At 40.7% G+C, this 14585-nt stretch carries 15 protein-coding genes; 1 reads left to right on the forward strand and 14 read right to left on the reverse strand.

Annotated features, from left to right (window positions below; genetic code table 11):
* From SORDD15_RS04995 to SORDD15_RS05060, 14 genes are all read right to left on the reverse strand, one after another.
* The gene (locus tag SORDD15_RS04995) at window positions 1–339 is read right to left on the reverse strand and encodes a zinc ribbon domain-containing protein YjdM (RefSeq protein WP_042768486.1); all 339 of its coding nucleotides are present in this window, start codon (window positions 337–339) and stop codon (window positions 1–3) included.
* 209 nt (window positions 340–548) lie between these two features.
* The gene (locus tag SORDD15_RS05000; protein ID WP_061415032.1) at window positions 549–1067 is read right to left on the reverse strand and encodes a Dps family protein; all 519 of its coding nucleotides are present in this window, start codon (window positions 1065–1067) and stop codon (window positions 549–551) included.
* 149 nt (window positions 1068–1216) lie between these two features.
* A complete protein-coding gene (locus SORDD15_RS05005; RefSeq protein ID WP_061415035.1) occupies window positions 1217–2998 on the reverse strand; it encodes an ABC transporter ATP-binding protein in 1782 nt (593 codons plus the stop codon).
* An 8-nt stretch (window positions 2999–3006) separates the two neighbouring features.
* The gene (locus SORDD15_RS05010; RefSeq protein ID WP_061415038.1) at window positions 3007–4743 is read right to left on the reverse strand and encodes an ABC transporter ATP-binding protein; all 1737 of its coding nucleotides are present in this window, start codon (window positions 4741–4743) and stop codon (window positions 3007–3009) included.
* 178 nt (window positions 4744–4921) lie between these two features.
* Entirely contained in the window at window positions 4922–5680 is a 759-nt protein-coding gene (tpiA, locus tag SORDD15_RS05015; RefSeq protein WP_000087899.1) for a triose-phosphate isomerase, read from the reverse strand.
* Between the two features lie 96 nt (window positions 5681–5776).
* Window positions 5777–6454: a DnaD domain-containing protein gene (locus tag SORDD15_RS05020; protein WP_061415040.1), complete on the reverse strand. Its 678-nt coding sequence runs from the start codon at window positions 6452–6454 to the stop codon at window positions 5777–5779.
* Between the two features lie 8 nt (window positions 6455–6462).
* Window positions 6463–7407 (reverse strand): homoserine O-acetyltransferase MetA, encoded by a 945-nt coding sequence (gene metA, locus SORDD15_RS05025; protein WP_061415043.1) that lies wholly within the window; start codon window positions 7405–7407, stop codon window positions 6463–6465.
* A 186-nt stretch (window positions 7408–7593) separates the two neighbouring features.
* Window positions 7594–8106, reverse strand: coding sequence for an adenine phosphoribosyltransferase (locus SORDD15_RS05030; RefSeq protein ID WP_001049316.1), 513 nt, complete (start codon window positions 8104–8106; stop codon window positions 7594–7596).
* A 144-nt stretch (window positions 8107–8250) separates the two neighbouring features.
* Complete coding sequence (locus tag SORDD15_RS05035) at window positions 8251–10032, reverse strand: subtype A tannase (RefSeq protein WP_061415046.1); 1782 nt, start codon at window positions 10030–10032, stop codon at window positions 8251–8253.
* A gap of 156 nt (window positions 10033–10188) precedes the next feature.
* Window positions 10189–10878 carry a 50S ribosomal protein L1 gene (gene rplA, locus SORDD15_RS05040; protein WP_001085675.1) on the reverse strand — a complete coding sequence of 230 codons (690 nt, stop codon included), beginning with the start codon at window positions 10876–10878 and terminating at the stop codon, window positions 10189–10191.
* A gap of 207 nt (window positions 10879–11085) precedes the next feature.
* Window positions 11086–11511: a 50S ribosomal protein L11 gene (gene rplK / locus SORDD15_RS05045; protein WP_001085809.1), complete on the reverse strand. Its 426-nt coding sequence runs from the start codon at window positions 11509–11511 to the stop codon at window positions 11086–11088.
* 122 nt (window positions 11512–11633) lie between these two features.
* Entirely contained in the window at window positions 11634–12350 is a 717-nt protein-coding gene (ldcB, locus tag SORDD15_RS05050; protein WP_061415049.1) for an LD-carboxypeptidase LdcB/DacB, read from the reverse strand.
* 16 nt (window positions 12351–12366) lie between these two features.
* Window positions 12367–12828, reverse strand: coding sequence for an HIT family protein (locus SORDD15_RS05055; RefSeq protein ID WP_061415052.1), 462 nt, complete (start codon window positions 12826–12828; stop codon window positions 12367–12369).
* A 1-nt stretch (window position 12829) separates the two neighbouring features.
* Window positions 12830–13867 carry a M42 family metallopeptidase gene (locus SORDD15_RS05060; protein ID WP_061415055.1) on the reverse strand — a complete coding sequence of 346 codons (1038 nt, stop codon included), beginning with the start codon at window positions 13865–13867 and terminating at the stop codon, window positions 12830–12832.
* 139 nt (window positions 13868–14006) lie between these two features.
* Between SORDD15_RS05060 and SORDD15_RS05065 the strand changes: the two genes are divergently transcribed.
* A complete protein-coding gene (locus tag SORDD15_RS05065) occupies window positions 14007–14558 on the forward strand; it encodes a DUF1307 domain-containing protein (protein ID WP_061415058.1) in 552 nt (183 codons plus the stop codon).
* Window positions 14559–14585 lie beyond the last annotated feature (27 nt).

The following is a 14585-nucleotide window of genomic DNA, read 5'->3' on the forward strand; positions in this document are numbered from 1 at the left end:
CTAGATTTTCTTAACAAATTCTGACTTGAGTTTCATAGCCCCAAAACCATCAATCTTACAGTCGATGTTATGGTCACCTTCTACGATACGGATATTTTTGACACGAGTTCCTTGTTTTAAATCCTTTGGCGCACCTTTTACTTTCAAGTCCTTGATAAGGGTTACAGTATCGCCGTCAGCCAATTTATTTCCATTGGCATCGATAGCAACAACACCTTCTTCTACTTCTTCTACTTCTGCAGGGTTCCATTCATAGGCACACTCTGGGCAGACCAAGAGACTTCCGTCTTCGTATACATATTCTGAATTACATTTTGGGCAATTTGGTAAGTTGTTCATGGGTTCTCCTTATAACATTTCACTATTCTTTGAAAATCAAAATTTCTTGAACAGCAACTATTATACCCTAAATTCAGCATTTTGACAATGTGTCCTAAGTCCAGCAGACAAAAAATCATGCAACTGTTTACAGTTACATGACTTTTAAAAGATGATTGGTCATGGGCACTTATCAGGCACCTCATGATAAAAGGGGTAGCAACTATATCTTACAAACCAGGAGCTTGTCCAAGTTCTGCTGCAAGCATCCAAACTGTTTTCTCCAGTTCAGCCTTAGCACCAACAAAGATATCGTTTGTAACATCATCGCCTTCTTCATCAGTCACATCCAAAGCTTTTTGGAAAAGAGTGATGAGGTAGCGGTAAATGGCTAGAACACGTTCCAAGCTTTCTTCAACGTTACGGAATTCTCCTTCTTCTTCTTCGATTTCACTGTGTTGAAGGAATTCTGTCAAGGTTGAATAAGGTTTGCCGCCAAGGGTAATCAAACGTTCGCTGATTTCGTCAAGATAGCTATCAAGGCTGTCCATGTATTCATCCATTTTTGGATGCCATACGAGGAAACCACGACCACGCATATACCAGTGAACTTGGTGAAGGGCAATGTGAGCCACATACAAGTCTGCTACTGCTTGGTTCAATACTTCCTTTGTTTTTGCCAATACTACTGGCGCTGTTTTAGATAATGTTGTAACGTCTTTTACTGCTTCTTTTTTCAATTCAACCATATTTCTTACCTCTTTCGTTTTTTTATAACCACCTTATTAGTGGTTACAATATAAGTATACTACTACCAGAAAACGATAGCAAGGAAAGTGTACTATCTGAGAAAAGTTGTAATAGACTGATAATTTAAGAATAGTCTGGACAGTTTTGATTAGCCGACTTGCTCGGATTTACTTGAAAATTGGCTTTGGTACAAATCATAATAAAAGCCTTTTTCTTGGAGCAAGCTTTCATGATTTCCCTGCTCAATAATCTGTCCGTCCTTAAGAACAAGAATCTTATCTGCTTCTTGAATAGTAGAGAGACGGTGAGCAATGACAAAGCTGGTTCTTCCCTTCATCAAGCGTTTCATGGCTTTTTGAATCAAGAGTTCCAAACGGGTGTCAACAGAGGAAGTCGCTTCATCCAGAATGAGAATTTTAGGATTGGCTAGGAGAGCACGCGCGATGGTCAAGAGTTGTTTTTGCCCGAGGGAAATATTACTTGACTCTTGGTTCATCTCCATGTTGTAACCACCAGGAAGAGTTCGGATAAAGTGGTCTACATTTGCTGCTTTGGCAGCTTCTATTATTTCCTCGTCACTAGCGTCAAGATTTCCAAAACGTAGGTTTTCTTTGATCGTACCTTCATAAAGCCAAGCATCCTGTAAGACCATCCCAAACTGACGGCGGTAGTCTTGACGTGACAACTGGCGAATATCCTGCCCGTCAACCAAGATTGCGCCTGCTGTGACATCGTAAAAGCGCATAAGCAGATTGATCAAGGTCGTCTTGCCAGCTCCAGTCGGACCAACAATCGCCACCATCTCTCCTGGTTGAACTTCTAGATTAAAGTCTCGAATCAATGGCTTGTTTTCAACATACTGGAAGTCAACCTGCCGAAAGCTTACCTGACCTGTTAAGGGTTCAAGGATTTCGAGTTCTTCTCCCTTAACTTCCTCTGCCTCATCTAAGATGTCGAAAATACGATCGAGCGAAGATTTGGCACTCTGCATTTGACCCGCAAGTTGTGTGATGTTTTGGATAGGCTGGCTGACCTGCCAAACGTACTGAACAAAAGCCTGCATATTCCCCACTGTCAAACGACCCGCAATCACTTGTAAACCACCAAGAACTGCAACGATTAGATAGGTCAAGTCCGATACAGCATGAAGAGCTGGCATCATAAGCCCAGAGATAAAGCTAGCTTTAAAACCAACACGTTGGAGATCGTCTGTAATTTTAGAAAATTCTTTATGAGAAGTTTCCTCACGACCATAGAGCTTCAAGACATTAAAACCTGTGAGATTTTCCTGCACATAGCCATTCATCTGTCCTAAAATAGCTGCCTGCTCTTTAAAATAAGGCTGAGAACGTTTCAGGATGCTTCTGGCACCAAAATAGGTCACTGGAATGGATAGAATCACCACTATAGCCAGTTGAAGGTTCAAGTATAAAACCATTCCCATGACGAGAACAATCGTCAAAACGGCATTGACAATTTGAAGAAAAGACTGTTGAAGAGCATTAGACACTGTCTCAACGTCACTGGTAAAGCGCCCCAACAAATCACCAAATTGGTGTTTGTCAAAGAAAGATACTGGGATACGATTGAGTTTTTCTGTCATTTCATTTCGTAAATCCTGGATCATAGACTGCACCGCATTGGTCATGAAATAGTTAGAATAATAGGCTCCTAACTCATATAATAACCCTCGAAGCAAATAGAGAACCAATATAATTGCTATGTAGCGAATATTTAGCTCTGCACCCGCTACTCCCTTCGCCATATCCAAAAGGTTCTTGGTCAACTCCGTAATGGCTAGCCCCAATACAAAAGGCTCCAAGACACTCATGACTACGCTTAAAACTTTTAGAAAGACTGCAAAAAAGACAGAAAAACGGTAGGCTTTCAAATAGCTCCACAAACGAGCCAAACTAGATTGTGTTTTCATATTTCCTCCTATTCTTCTGTTAGCGATGCATTTTTCAACTGCGACTCAGCAATTTCACGATAAATGTCATTGGACTCCATTAATTCCTCATGGCGACCACGTCCCACGATTTCTCCCTTATCCAGAACGATAATCTGGTCCGCATCCATGATGGTTCCGACACGTTGAGCGACAATTAAAACCGTTGCATTTTGAGTGACTTCCTTCAGACGGCGACGTAAAATAGCATCCGTACGATAATCCAAGGCTGAGAAAGAATCGTCAAAAATATAGATATCAGGATTCTTTATAACCGCTCTGGCAATTGAGAGACGTTGTTTCTGTCCCCCAGAAAGATTGCTTCCGCCTTCAGCTAGATGGGTCGCAAAGCCTTCTTCTCGGCTTTCGATAAAATCTTTGGCTTGCGCCACATGCGCTGCCTGATGTAAATCTTTGTGACTAGCATCTTCCTTCCCATAGCGGATATTTTCAGCGATAGTTCCTGTAAAGAGCAAGGCCTTCTGCGGGATAAAACCAATCTTTTGGCGGAGAGACTTGAGGCGGTAATCCCTGACATCAACACCATCTACTTTGATTTTCCCAAGTGTGACATCGTAAAAACGAGGAATCAATTGCACAAGAGAGGACTTGCCCGATCCGGTCGATCCGATAAAAGCAATGGTTTCACCCGGTTTAGCGCTGAACGAAATGTTGTGCAAAACAGGATTTTCCGTCTCTCCAGGATAGGCAAAGGTGACATTTTCAAATTCCAAATAGCCGTGGGTTGCTGTCTCTCTAACGCCTCCTTCATTTGGATCAATAGAAATCGGCATATCCATAACTTCTTTCAACCGTTCACTCGAAACGGCTGTACGAGGGTACATGGTGAAGAGATTAGATAAGAAAAGGAAGGACAAGAGGGCGTGGAAACTGTATTCGATAAAGGCTACCAGATCCCCGATCTGCAAATTTCCCTGCTGAAGAGGTTCTAACGCAAACCAGACAATGGCCACTATCATGGCAATGATAATCTGAACAAACAAGGGTTCTGTCAGACCGGTTAGTTTAAACAGACGATTAGAATTGGCTGCATAGACTGCATTTTGTCCTGCAAAGCGTTCTTCTTGAAACTCCTCACGAGCAAAGGCACGAATGACACGGAGTCCCATTAGGTTTTCCCTAGCATATTGGTTTATCTTATCTAAAGTAGCCTGTTGCTTCTCTGATAAAGGTCGAGTCTTGACTGCTACATAAATGACCACCACGGCTAAGAAAGGTACTGCAAAGGCCACTATCCAGGCTAATGACGGACTGGTCAGGAAGATCATTAAGATACTGGACAGCATCATCATAGGAGTGATGACACCCAGTTTTAAGGTCTGTTCCGCAAACTGCATGAGAACAAAGGCATCACTGGTAATACGAGTAACCAGTGATGATACTCCTATCTTTTCATATTCATGATGAGAATACTCTTGTAATTTGGCATAGAGATCATCTCTCATATCCTTGACCATATTGGTCGTCAGCTTACTAGCAGCATAGGCTAAAACTATACGCCCACATGTTCCCAAGACGATAATTATCAACATAACGATAGCCCAAACATACAATTGATGCTGATTCCCTTTATTCACACCTTCATCAATCATCCGAGCCAAAATAGTTGGCAATCCAAGATTGACGATAACAAAGAAAACAGCTCCAAAGAAATCCAAGAATAACCACTTGGGATATTTTTTCAAATAAGACCAAATATAGAGCATAACTCCCCCTTTCATAACCTTTTGATACAGAAAAGAGCGCACATCTGCACGCCTTTCCTTCCCTAAGGAACTTTCCTAGTCGGAAAAATTCCTCTTTCACAAGAATACTCCAAGTAAAAACAAGACAGGCAGTCAAAGTCACCTGATACTTTTGACTGTCTGTCTGGAAAAAACTAGATTATTTTACAAAGTCAAGCAATGCCAAGAAGCTTTCAGCTTCAAGTGACGCACCACCAACAAGGGCACCGTCAACGTCTGGGCAAGCCATGTATGAAGCAACGTTTTCAGGTTTAACTGAACCACCGTATTGAACACGAACTTTGTCCGCAACTTCTTGACCAAAGTCTGCAGCTACAACGTCACGAACGACTTTACACATTTTTTGTGCATCATCTTGCGAAGCTGATTTACCAGTACCGATAGCCCAGATTGGCTCATAAGCGATAACTGATGCAGCAACTTGTTCAGCTGTCAATCCAGCCAATGCAGCAGATACTTGAGCACCTACGAATTCAGCAGCTTTACCAGCTTCATAAGTTTCAAGTGACTCACCACAACAAATGATTGGAAGCATACCGTTTGCAAAGATTGCTTTTGCTTTTTTGTTGATATCTTCGTCAGTTTCATGGAAGTAATCACGACGTTCTGAATGGCCGATCACAACGTAGTCTGTACCGATTTCTTTCAAAACTTGTGGGCTAGTTTCACCAGTGAACGCACCTGCATTTTCAAAGTAGCAGTTTTGAGCAGCAACTTTAAGGTTTGAACCTTTAGCAGCAGCAAGAACAGCTGTCAAATCAACTGCAGGAGCTGCAATACCTGCTTCAACAAGATCTGATGAAGGAAGTTTTGATGCAACGGCTTCAACGAATGCTTTTGCTTCTTCTGGATTTTTGTTCATTTTCCAGTTACCAGCGATAAATGGTTTACGTGACATTTCACATACCTCTTTTTTCATTTTATTCACTAATATTCTATCATATTTATAAGGAGCTTGCAAACCTTACTCTAATTTTCAAAATTTTTCAAGTGACTAATCTTGCCACAAATTCATAGCATCAAGGAAATCAGCCGAAGCCTGAACTTGTTTGGGATTGTTTGCTTCTCGCTCTGCTCGTTTGGCCTCTACTTGGGCAACAGATTGAATGCCCTCATGGCGCCAATTCCGAAGGATGGCCTGAATATATTTCCAGTTTGGCTTGCCATTGAGAACGGCCTCTCGGAGAGCCTCCTTGATCAAATCCGCCTTAACTCCATCTTCTTTGACAGTCTTGGAAAGATCTTCGATTTCAAATGGTGTTAACAAGCGACCCAATTCCTGCTGAAAAGTTTCAACCAGTTCCTTCAACTGATTCTGCGGGTTTGGGGCTGATGTAGCTGGAGTTTGGGTATCCAGTACGCTATCCAAGCGTTCAAAAGCCAAACTAGCATCAAAAATCAGCTCAATTTCCCCATTTAGTTCAATGGTACGATATTGTAGCAAACCATTTTCTGTCAAATTCGAAATAGATTGGTTGACATCTGCCACCTCTTTCCCAATAATTTCAGCAATCTGACTAGGTGAAACATCTCCTAAGGCTGTGGTATTTTGTAAATAGAAAAATTGCCAGACCAGAAAATCTTCGCTGGAAGGAAAGAGTTCCTTAAAATGCAAGAGCAGGGCACTTGGCAAAACCAAGTTCCCTGATTTAAAAGCGTCAAAATATGTCATAATTCCTCTTATAAATATCCAAATGCAGCCGCATCATCCTCTATCTTTCTCCAGTCAAAAGGGGTTTCTTGATAAACTGCATAGTTTACCCAATTGCTGAAAAAGAGGGCGGCTGATGAAGACCAACAGAGACAGGGCGTCTCATTTACATCATCATTTTTAAAGTAGTTCTCTGGGATATGAGGGTCGAGTCCCGCCTCATAATCACGAAAATACTCTCTTGCCAAAGTGTCACGATCATACTCCAAATGACCAAAACTATAAATCTCACGCAAATCTCGACTAGCTAGGATAGAAACCCCAACCTCAGGGCCTTCTGACAGGATCTCCAGATTGGTCTTATTTAAGATTTCTTCTTTTAAAATCTCAGTATGACGAGAATGAGGAGCCACATAGCGATCATCAAAACCTCTAAAAAGAAGGTGCCCTTCTTTTAAGGTGTCCTGTGGATAAATGCCTGATAGTTTCCGATCCATCTGGTGTTTTTCAACACCATAGCGAACATAAAGACCTGCTTGTGCTCCCCAACAGATATGGAGGGTTGAAAAAACATGCGTCTTGGACCATTCGATGACCTGCTTGAATTCTTCCCAGTAATCTACCTCCTCAAAAGGCAAATGCTCCACTGGTGCTCCTGTGATAATCATTCCATCAAAAAAGTCATCCTTAACTTCTGGAAAGGTCTTATAGAAGGTTTCCATATGTTCAGCACGAGTTGTCTTGGAACGATGTGTTTCCATATATAAGAAATCAATATCTAATTGCAAAGGGGTATTAGCCAAATGCCGTAAGAGTTGCGTTTCTGTTACCATTTTTTGAGGCATGAGATTTAAAATCAAAATCTTCAAGGGGCGAATATCCTGATGAGCAGCCCGTTGGTCGTCCATCACAAAAATATTTTCTGTCCTTAAAATCTCCACAGCTGGTAACTTTTTATCAATTCGAATCGGCATAATACCCTCCTAACAGTTCTCTATTTCGGGAATGATCTTGTCTGTTTGAAAGTAAAAACCTCCAAATACTTCTTCCCTTTATTATACTGTATGAAGATATAGTTTTCAATTATAGTTTTTCTCTAACTAGCTATAGTTAATTTATATAGCAGATGAAGAGAAAACAGCCCCAAGGACTGTTTTTCATTAATAATGCATAAGTACCTTGTAATCGTAATCTCCGATTTTTTCACGGCCTTTAAGCTCATCCAACTCAATCAAGAAAGCACAACCGGCTACAACTCCACCAAGTCTTTCAATCATCTCAATCGTTGCCTTGACAGTTCCACCTGTTGCCAAAAGATCATCTACGATGAGAACACGTTGGCCTGGCTTGATTGCATCAGCATGCATGGTCAAAGTATCAATACCGTACTCTTTCTCATAGTCAGCAGAAATGACTTCACGAGGCAATTTCCCTGGTTTACGAACAGGAGCAAAGCCAATCCCCAACTCAAAAGCAACTGGGCAGCCAACAATAAATCCACGAGCCTCTGGTCCCACGATCATGTCGATCTTCTTATCGGTTGCATACTGAACAATTTCACGAACAGCGTAGCTATAAGCATTTCCATCTGCCATCAAAGGGCTGATATCACGGAAGGTGATGCCTTCCTTAGGATAATTTTCAATCGTTGCGATATAATCTTTTAAATTCATCTTTTTCTTTCTTTCAAAGTTTTTTACTCTCTATTATACCACATTTTCTGTGAAAGAAGAAGAGGAAAAGCACTGCCTTTCATTCTAAAAAACAGTTTAAAATCCCCTTACAGGGTGTTGTATTTGAAACAAATGTATTAACAATTATTTGAGACTTTGGTTTACCCACTCAATAAAGTTAGTTGTAGAATTCCCAGTCACTTCTGCTTCCGTATGTTGTTGACCCCAAACAGTCGCAAAATCCACATTTTTAATACCATAATTTTGCAAAGCAACTGACAGATTTAATTCTGTTGATAAAGCTGTGTCACCTTGACTTAGCCCTGAACGAATTCGCCAATTCTTAGCTACATTTGAAGTTTGATAACCACCATAGTATTTTGATAAATAGTAGAGAGGCGTATACATATTTATACGTTCACCAACAGATTTCCCTAAACTGTCTGTCTTAGCAAGATCTGTTTTAAAGTCCGCTTCATAATTTGTACCTTTAACTACAGTAGCTAATCTACTATCCCAATGAACTCCTTGACCGTCTCCATATCCAAATAGTTCGTTTTCTCCTTGAGATTTATCTAGAGCATCAAAAGCCGCCATTTCCTTTGTAGCTGATTTCATATATTTAACAAAATCAGCCATACTGGTAATCGTAGCCTTCTTACTATTTGAATCATAAGTTATCCACGTAGATTGACTATTAAGAGCAGCTATGTATTCTTCAATAGAATTGTAGGTTCCTGTTAAACTCAATGAGGTTGATGAACCACTTCGTTGAATATTATCAACTGACTCGATAGAAGTATTTTTTGACTCCCCACTTCCAGAAGATGTATCTCCTGATTGTCCACTAGGAGGATTTCCACCTGGGGCTCCGCTTCCACCAGGACCACCTGAGGATGATGAACTTGCATCATAAGGGAAAGTCGTATTTGCTAAAAAGGTATTTAGAGACTCTTCAACTGTTTGCTTTACAAAATCATAGTAACTTCCAGCTTGATATATCCCCTCTGTTGACTTTGTCAACTCTAAGGTGTTCCCCTTAGAATCTTTAAGTTTTAAGTCATTGATATAAGTTGAATAAGCTTCTGCTAAACCATCGGATATAGTTTGTTCTTCAGTAGATAAACTAGAACGTGTTGAACCCATACTCCATTCATAGGCTTCATTTGCAGTATCTAGATTTGTGATTGGGCACCAAGCCATTACACCAGATACTGAGTCTGAAACACCTTCCACAGCACCTATCTGCTTTAAATAATCATCATACAATGGACTATCCCCAGAAGCACCTATAATTGAACTTTGAGCTCCACCACCACTCATACCGAAAACAAAAATACGATCCATATCTCCTGCTATTTGATTAACATTATATCGTAAATACCGAATAGCAGCTTTTGCATCTGTGACTCCACTCGGTGCACCTGAATCACGTCCTCGTAAACCAGCTGATACGTAAATAAAACCTTCATCCGTATAAGTTTTTGCTTGACTTGTATATTCTGTCAGAGCTGACATAGATGAATATCCTGGAGTATTGATGGGAATGACAATAGGTGCAGTATTTGCTGTATAGTTTCCTACATTTGCCTTTGTATTTAGTTCTGCTGTATAAGTACCATCACCATTCTCAGTAGCGGTCATATAGGCCGCTGGAACAAAAATGGAGAGAGTCTGTTGAGAGCTATCAGTTGGATTTGCTGCATAGGAAATACCTATCTGATAGTATATTTTATCGTCTGAGTTATACTGCCATTTCGTTTTATCTACCTTTGACAGTGTTGTTTTAACTTGCCCTGAAGATAAACTACTAGTACTTACTTTAGTTTGATTGTCCACATTTTCAGCGTTAGTACAAGCTGACAAAAGAATCCCACTTACTAACAAAGACAGGTTAATGAACACTAGTTTATTCTGTTTTGGCATGATGTCATCTCCTTTTTTATTCAAGTTTAGTAAGTCAATCGAAAGATACGCTCCCAAGATTAACTCAATAAACATATAATAAAGAGAGCAAGATGATTTAAATCTTTGATTTAATCATCTTGCTCCTTTCACTTTTATTAAAGCGTAAACTACTGATTAAAGTGAGTTCACGTCAACCTTGATACCAACACCTTGAGTAGTTGTGATTGTCAAGTTTGTTACGTAAGTTCCTTTAGCTGTAGCTGGTTTTGCTTTTTGGATTGTTTCGTTGAAAGCTTTAAAGTTTTCAACCAATTTTTCAGCTTCAAATGATACTTTACCGATGATTGCTTGAACGTTACCTGCACGGTCAGCACGGTAAGTGATTTTACCACCTTTAGACTCTTCAACTGCTTTAGCAACATCCATTGTTACAGTACCAGTTTTAGGGTTTGGCATCAAGTTACGTGGTCCAAGGACACGTCCAAGACGTCCAACAAGAGCCATCATGTCAGGTGTAGCGATAACTACGTCGAAGTCCAACCAACCGTCGTTGATTTTCGCAACAAGGTCATCTTCACCAACAAAGTCTGCACCAGCAGCTTTTGCTTCTTCAGCTTTTGCACCACGTGCGAAAACAAGAACGCGTGAAGTTTTACCAGTACCGTTTGGCAATACCATTGCGCCACGGATTTGTTGGTCAGCTTTTTTAACGTCGATGTTCAAGTTGTAAGCAACTTCTACAGTTGCGTCAAATTTTGCAAAGTTAGTTTCTTTTGCAAGTGCTACAGCTTCTTCTACACTGTATGCTTTTGTGCTGTCGATTTTTTCAAGAGCAGCACGAAGTTGTTTGCTTTTTTTAGCCATTTTCTATTCTCCTTGTAAGTGGTTCAATCGATTTTCATCTCCCACGTCACTCCTCGAAATGATGAAGTCTTGCGGGTATTCAGTCTATTATTTTTCTTTTCCTACTTCGTTAAGCTCCTTTGCTGTACCTAAGTACAAGCCTCAGTCACTTGCCTAGTATGAAAAGCAACTAATAGACTGCTGTGAGATTTTCTACTGTGTTATTGATTAGTCAACAACAGTGAATCCCATAGAACGAGCAGTACCTTCAATCATACGCATTGCAGACTCTACGTTTGCTGCGTTCAAATCTGGCATCTTAGTTTCTGCAATTTCTTGTACTTGTGCACGAGTAACTGTAGCAACTTTAGTTTTGTTAGGTGTACCTGATCCTTTTTCAACACCTGCAGCTTTTTTCAAAAGAACAGCAGCTGGTGGTGTTTTTGTAACGAAAGTAAATGATTTGTCTTCGTATACTGAGATAACAACTGGAATGATCATACCAGCTTGGTCAGCTGTACGAGCGTTGAACTCTTTTGTGAATCCCATGATGTTGATACCAGCTTGACCAAGAGCAGGTCCAACTGGTGGAGCTGGTGTAGCTTTACCAGCAGGGATTTGCAATTTTACAAGTTTTTCGACTTTTTTAGCCATTTTTAAATCCTCCTTTGTGGTTTTGGCGGTAATTAGAGATTTTTACCTCCCACAAGTATGCTTTACGCATACCCAACTATTATACACTATTTATCTAAAAATGCAAGAGAAAAATTACTTTTTTAATCGACGTAATCTCCGCCTTCAAAGCCATAGTATTCTTCCAAACTAAGGCCACTTGCAGCAATTTCCTTGGCTTCTTTTCCAACGTAGCGAAGATGCCATTCTTCCGCCATGTAGCCAGTCTCTTTTTCTTTGCCTTTGAGATAGCGAACAACAAAGCCATAATCTGCCGCATGATCCAAGAGCCATTGAGCTGCTTTTTCTTCAGTAACTAAATCACCATCTGTCCCGATAAGGTCAAAAGCAAGACCCGTTTGGTGTTCACTATAACCTGGTCGAGCTGAGTAGCGATCTGCCGCTGCCTTCCCATCTTGGTTGACATAATCTTGATAGAGCTTGGTCTGAGTCTCATAACTTCTAAAACCACTGTAATGGTCGCTGATTGGGTAGCCAGCTGCTTGCATTGCTGCAATGAGTTTGAGCAACTCAGCCTTGGCAGTCGGATTTTCCCCTGGATTGTAGTCTTTTGACAAAGGATAGTGCTTGTTAGCAACAACGATTTCATCGTACTTCCCTTGAATACTATAGTAGTCTCCCTTATTGACAACTTCTGTCTTCTTCTGACTAGAGGCTTGAGATTTGCTCCCTACAGTTCCTTCAGGTTGACTAGTTTGTTCCGTTTTTTGAGGGTTTTCTTCATTTTTAGGTTGTTCTTGAGAACATGCTGCTAGGGTTACTGCTAACAAACCAGATAAAATGATATATCTTTTTTTCATTTTTTTGCTTCCTCTCTTAGACCAAGTGCTTCTCTAATTCATCGGATAAGGTTTTAATCATTTGTTCCAACTCATGGGATTTCACTTGGCAATCTTCTGCCACCATTTCTTCCCAGGGCACCCACCAGACTGGACCACGGCCATTCAATCCATGTCCCCTCATATCACCTGATCGTCTTGGAAAGAGGTGCCAGTGAACGTGGGCATCTCCATTCCCTAGAAGTTCGATGTTCATTTTTTCAGCTTTAAACGCTTTTGCGACAGCTTCTTGGACCAAACTCATTTCCTCTAAAAAACGAAGTTTTACAGAAGTCTCCATATGGTGAAGTTCTGTGACATGCTCTTTTGCCAGAAATAAGGTATAGCCCTTAAAGTATTGGTGGTCTCCAATGACAACATAACCTGTTTCTAGTTCTTTTACAAAGTAGGGATTTTCCCCTTCCTTGATCCATTCAATTCTTTGACAAATCAAGCACATATTAGTCTACCAATGCACTCTTGAGATAGGCATCAACCATACGCTCAGTCGCTACGACCGAATCAATGTGTGTTCGTTCGTAAGAGTGACTGGATTCAATACCAGCTCCAAGGAGGGCGTGTTTGACCTCTGCTCCTGCTGACATAGCTGCCGAAGCGTCCGATCCGTAAAATGGATAGATGTCGAGCTTAAATGGAATATCTTGCTCTTTCGCCAAAGCTACCAAGTGTTGACGGAAGTCATAGTGATAGGGACCTGAAGCATCCTTGACACAGATAGACACTGTATACTCATCCGTCTGCTGGTCATCGCCCATAGCTCCCATATCTACAGCTAGATATTCCACTACCTGAGCTGGAATATTGGAGTTTGCACCGTGACCCACCTCTTCAAAGACTGAAAAAGCAAAATGAGTTGTTACTGGCAATTCAATCCCCTCTTCCTTGTAAATACGAAGAAGATTGAGCAAAATCGCTGCGCTGACCTTGTCATCCAAATGACGGGACTTGATAAAACCAGTCTCTGTCACGACAGTTCTCGGGTCAAAACTGATAAAGTCGCCAACCTCGATGCCCAAGGCGTGGGTTTCTTTTTCATTGGTCACTTTTTCGTCCAAACGCACTTCCATATTGTCCTGCGTACGTTCTGCAGTTCCTGCATCTTTGTAGACATGGCAAGAAGTCTGGTGGATGAGAATGGTTCCAGATACCGTTTTACCTGTGCTAGCTACATGAACCGTACAATTCTCACCTTCAATCATGTTCCAGGGAAAACCACCGATACGATCCAATTTGAGACGGCCATCCGGTTTGACTGCACGAACAATAGCACCTAGCGTATCCACATGGGCAGTCACATAACGTTGTTGCTCATCATTTTGACCTTTAATGGTCACATTGACACCGCCCTTGGCTGTACGAACAGGCTGGTAACCAAATTTCTCTAAAGTATGGACTAGATAGTCTGAGATCTCACGAGTAAAGCCTGTTGGAGATGCAATTGCGGTTAGTTCTTTGATATAGTTTATAGTCTGATTCATTTCTTCACCTCTTTCCTACCATTATAACATTTTTCTAGTCAGACTCCTTCTCAAAAGGAGAAAAACTGTGTTTAGTTGCTTTCACTATAGATCCATGTTATAATACAAATACTTTGATTATGAAAGGAAAGTAAAAAATATGAAATCATACTTTAAAGTATCACTAGCCCTTGTGGCTTCACTTGTTCTCCTGCTCGGATGTTCCAAACAAGCATCAACACCTACCAACAGCAGTACCAAAGAAGACACAACAACTCAGTCAAGTGAGAGCAAACAAAGCACTGAACAATCATCTGAAAAGAAAGATGAGACAGAAACTCACACATTTGTCCACAATAGCAAACCTGGGATTCATTCTACCTTGACTTATACTGTAAAGGGAGATGACGTTGTAAAACAAACTGTTCATAATGTATTCGACCCTGAAAAACTTAATAATACCGCGGAAGGTATTAAGGAAATTGTTGACGATACTTATAAAGGTTATGAGGGGGTCAAAGGGGTTACACAAAAAGTTGAAATTCAAGACGAAAAAGTTATCCAAAACATCGAGGTTGACATGACTGTCGCGAGTCTTGACGAATTGAAAAAAGCAATGCCGAACGAATATTCTGGTATTGGAAACCGTGTAAGCTTTGCTGCCTCGAAAAAAATGCTTAAAGAAGCTGGTTATACTGAACAAACCAACTAATGAGTCGTGCCCATACAAAAAAATTCT

The sequence above is a fragment of the Streptococcus oralis genome (genome assembly GCF_001578935.1).
GTDB lineage: Bacteria > Bacillota > Bacilli > Lactobacillales > Streptococcaceae > Streptococcus > Streptococcus oralis_R.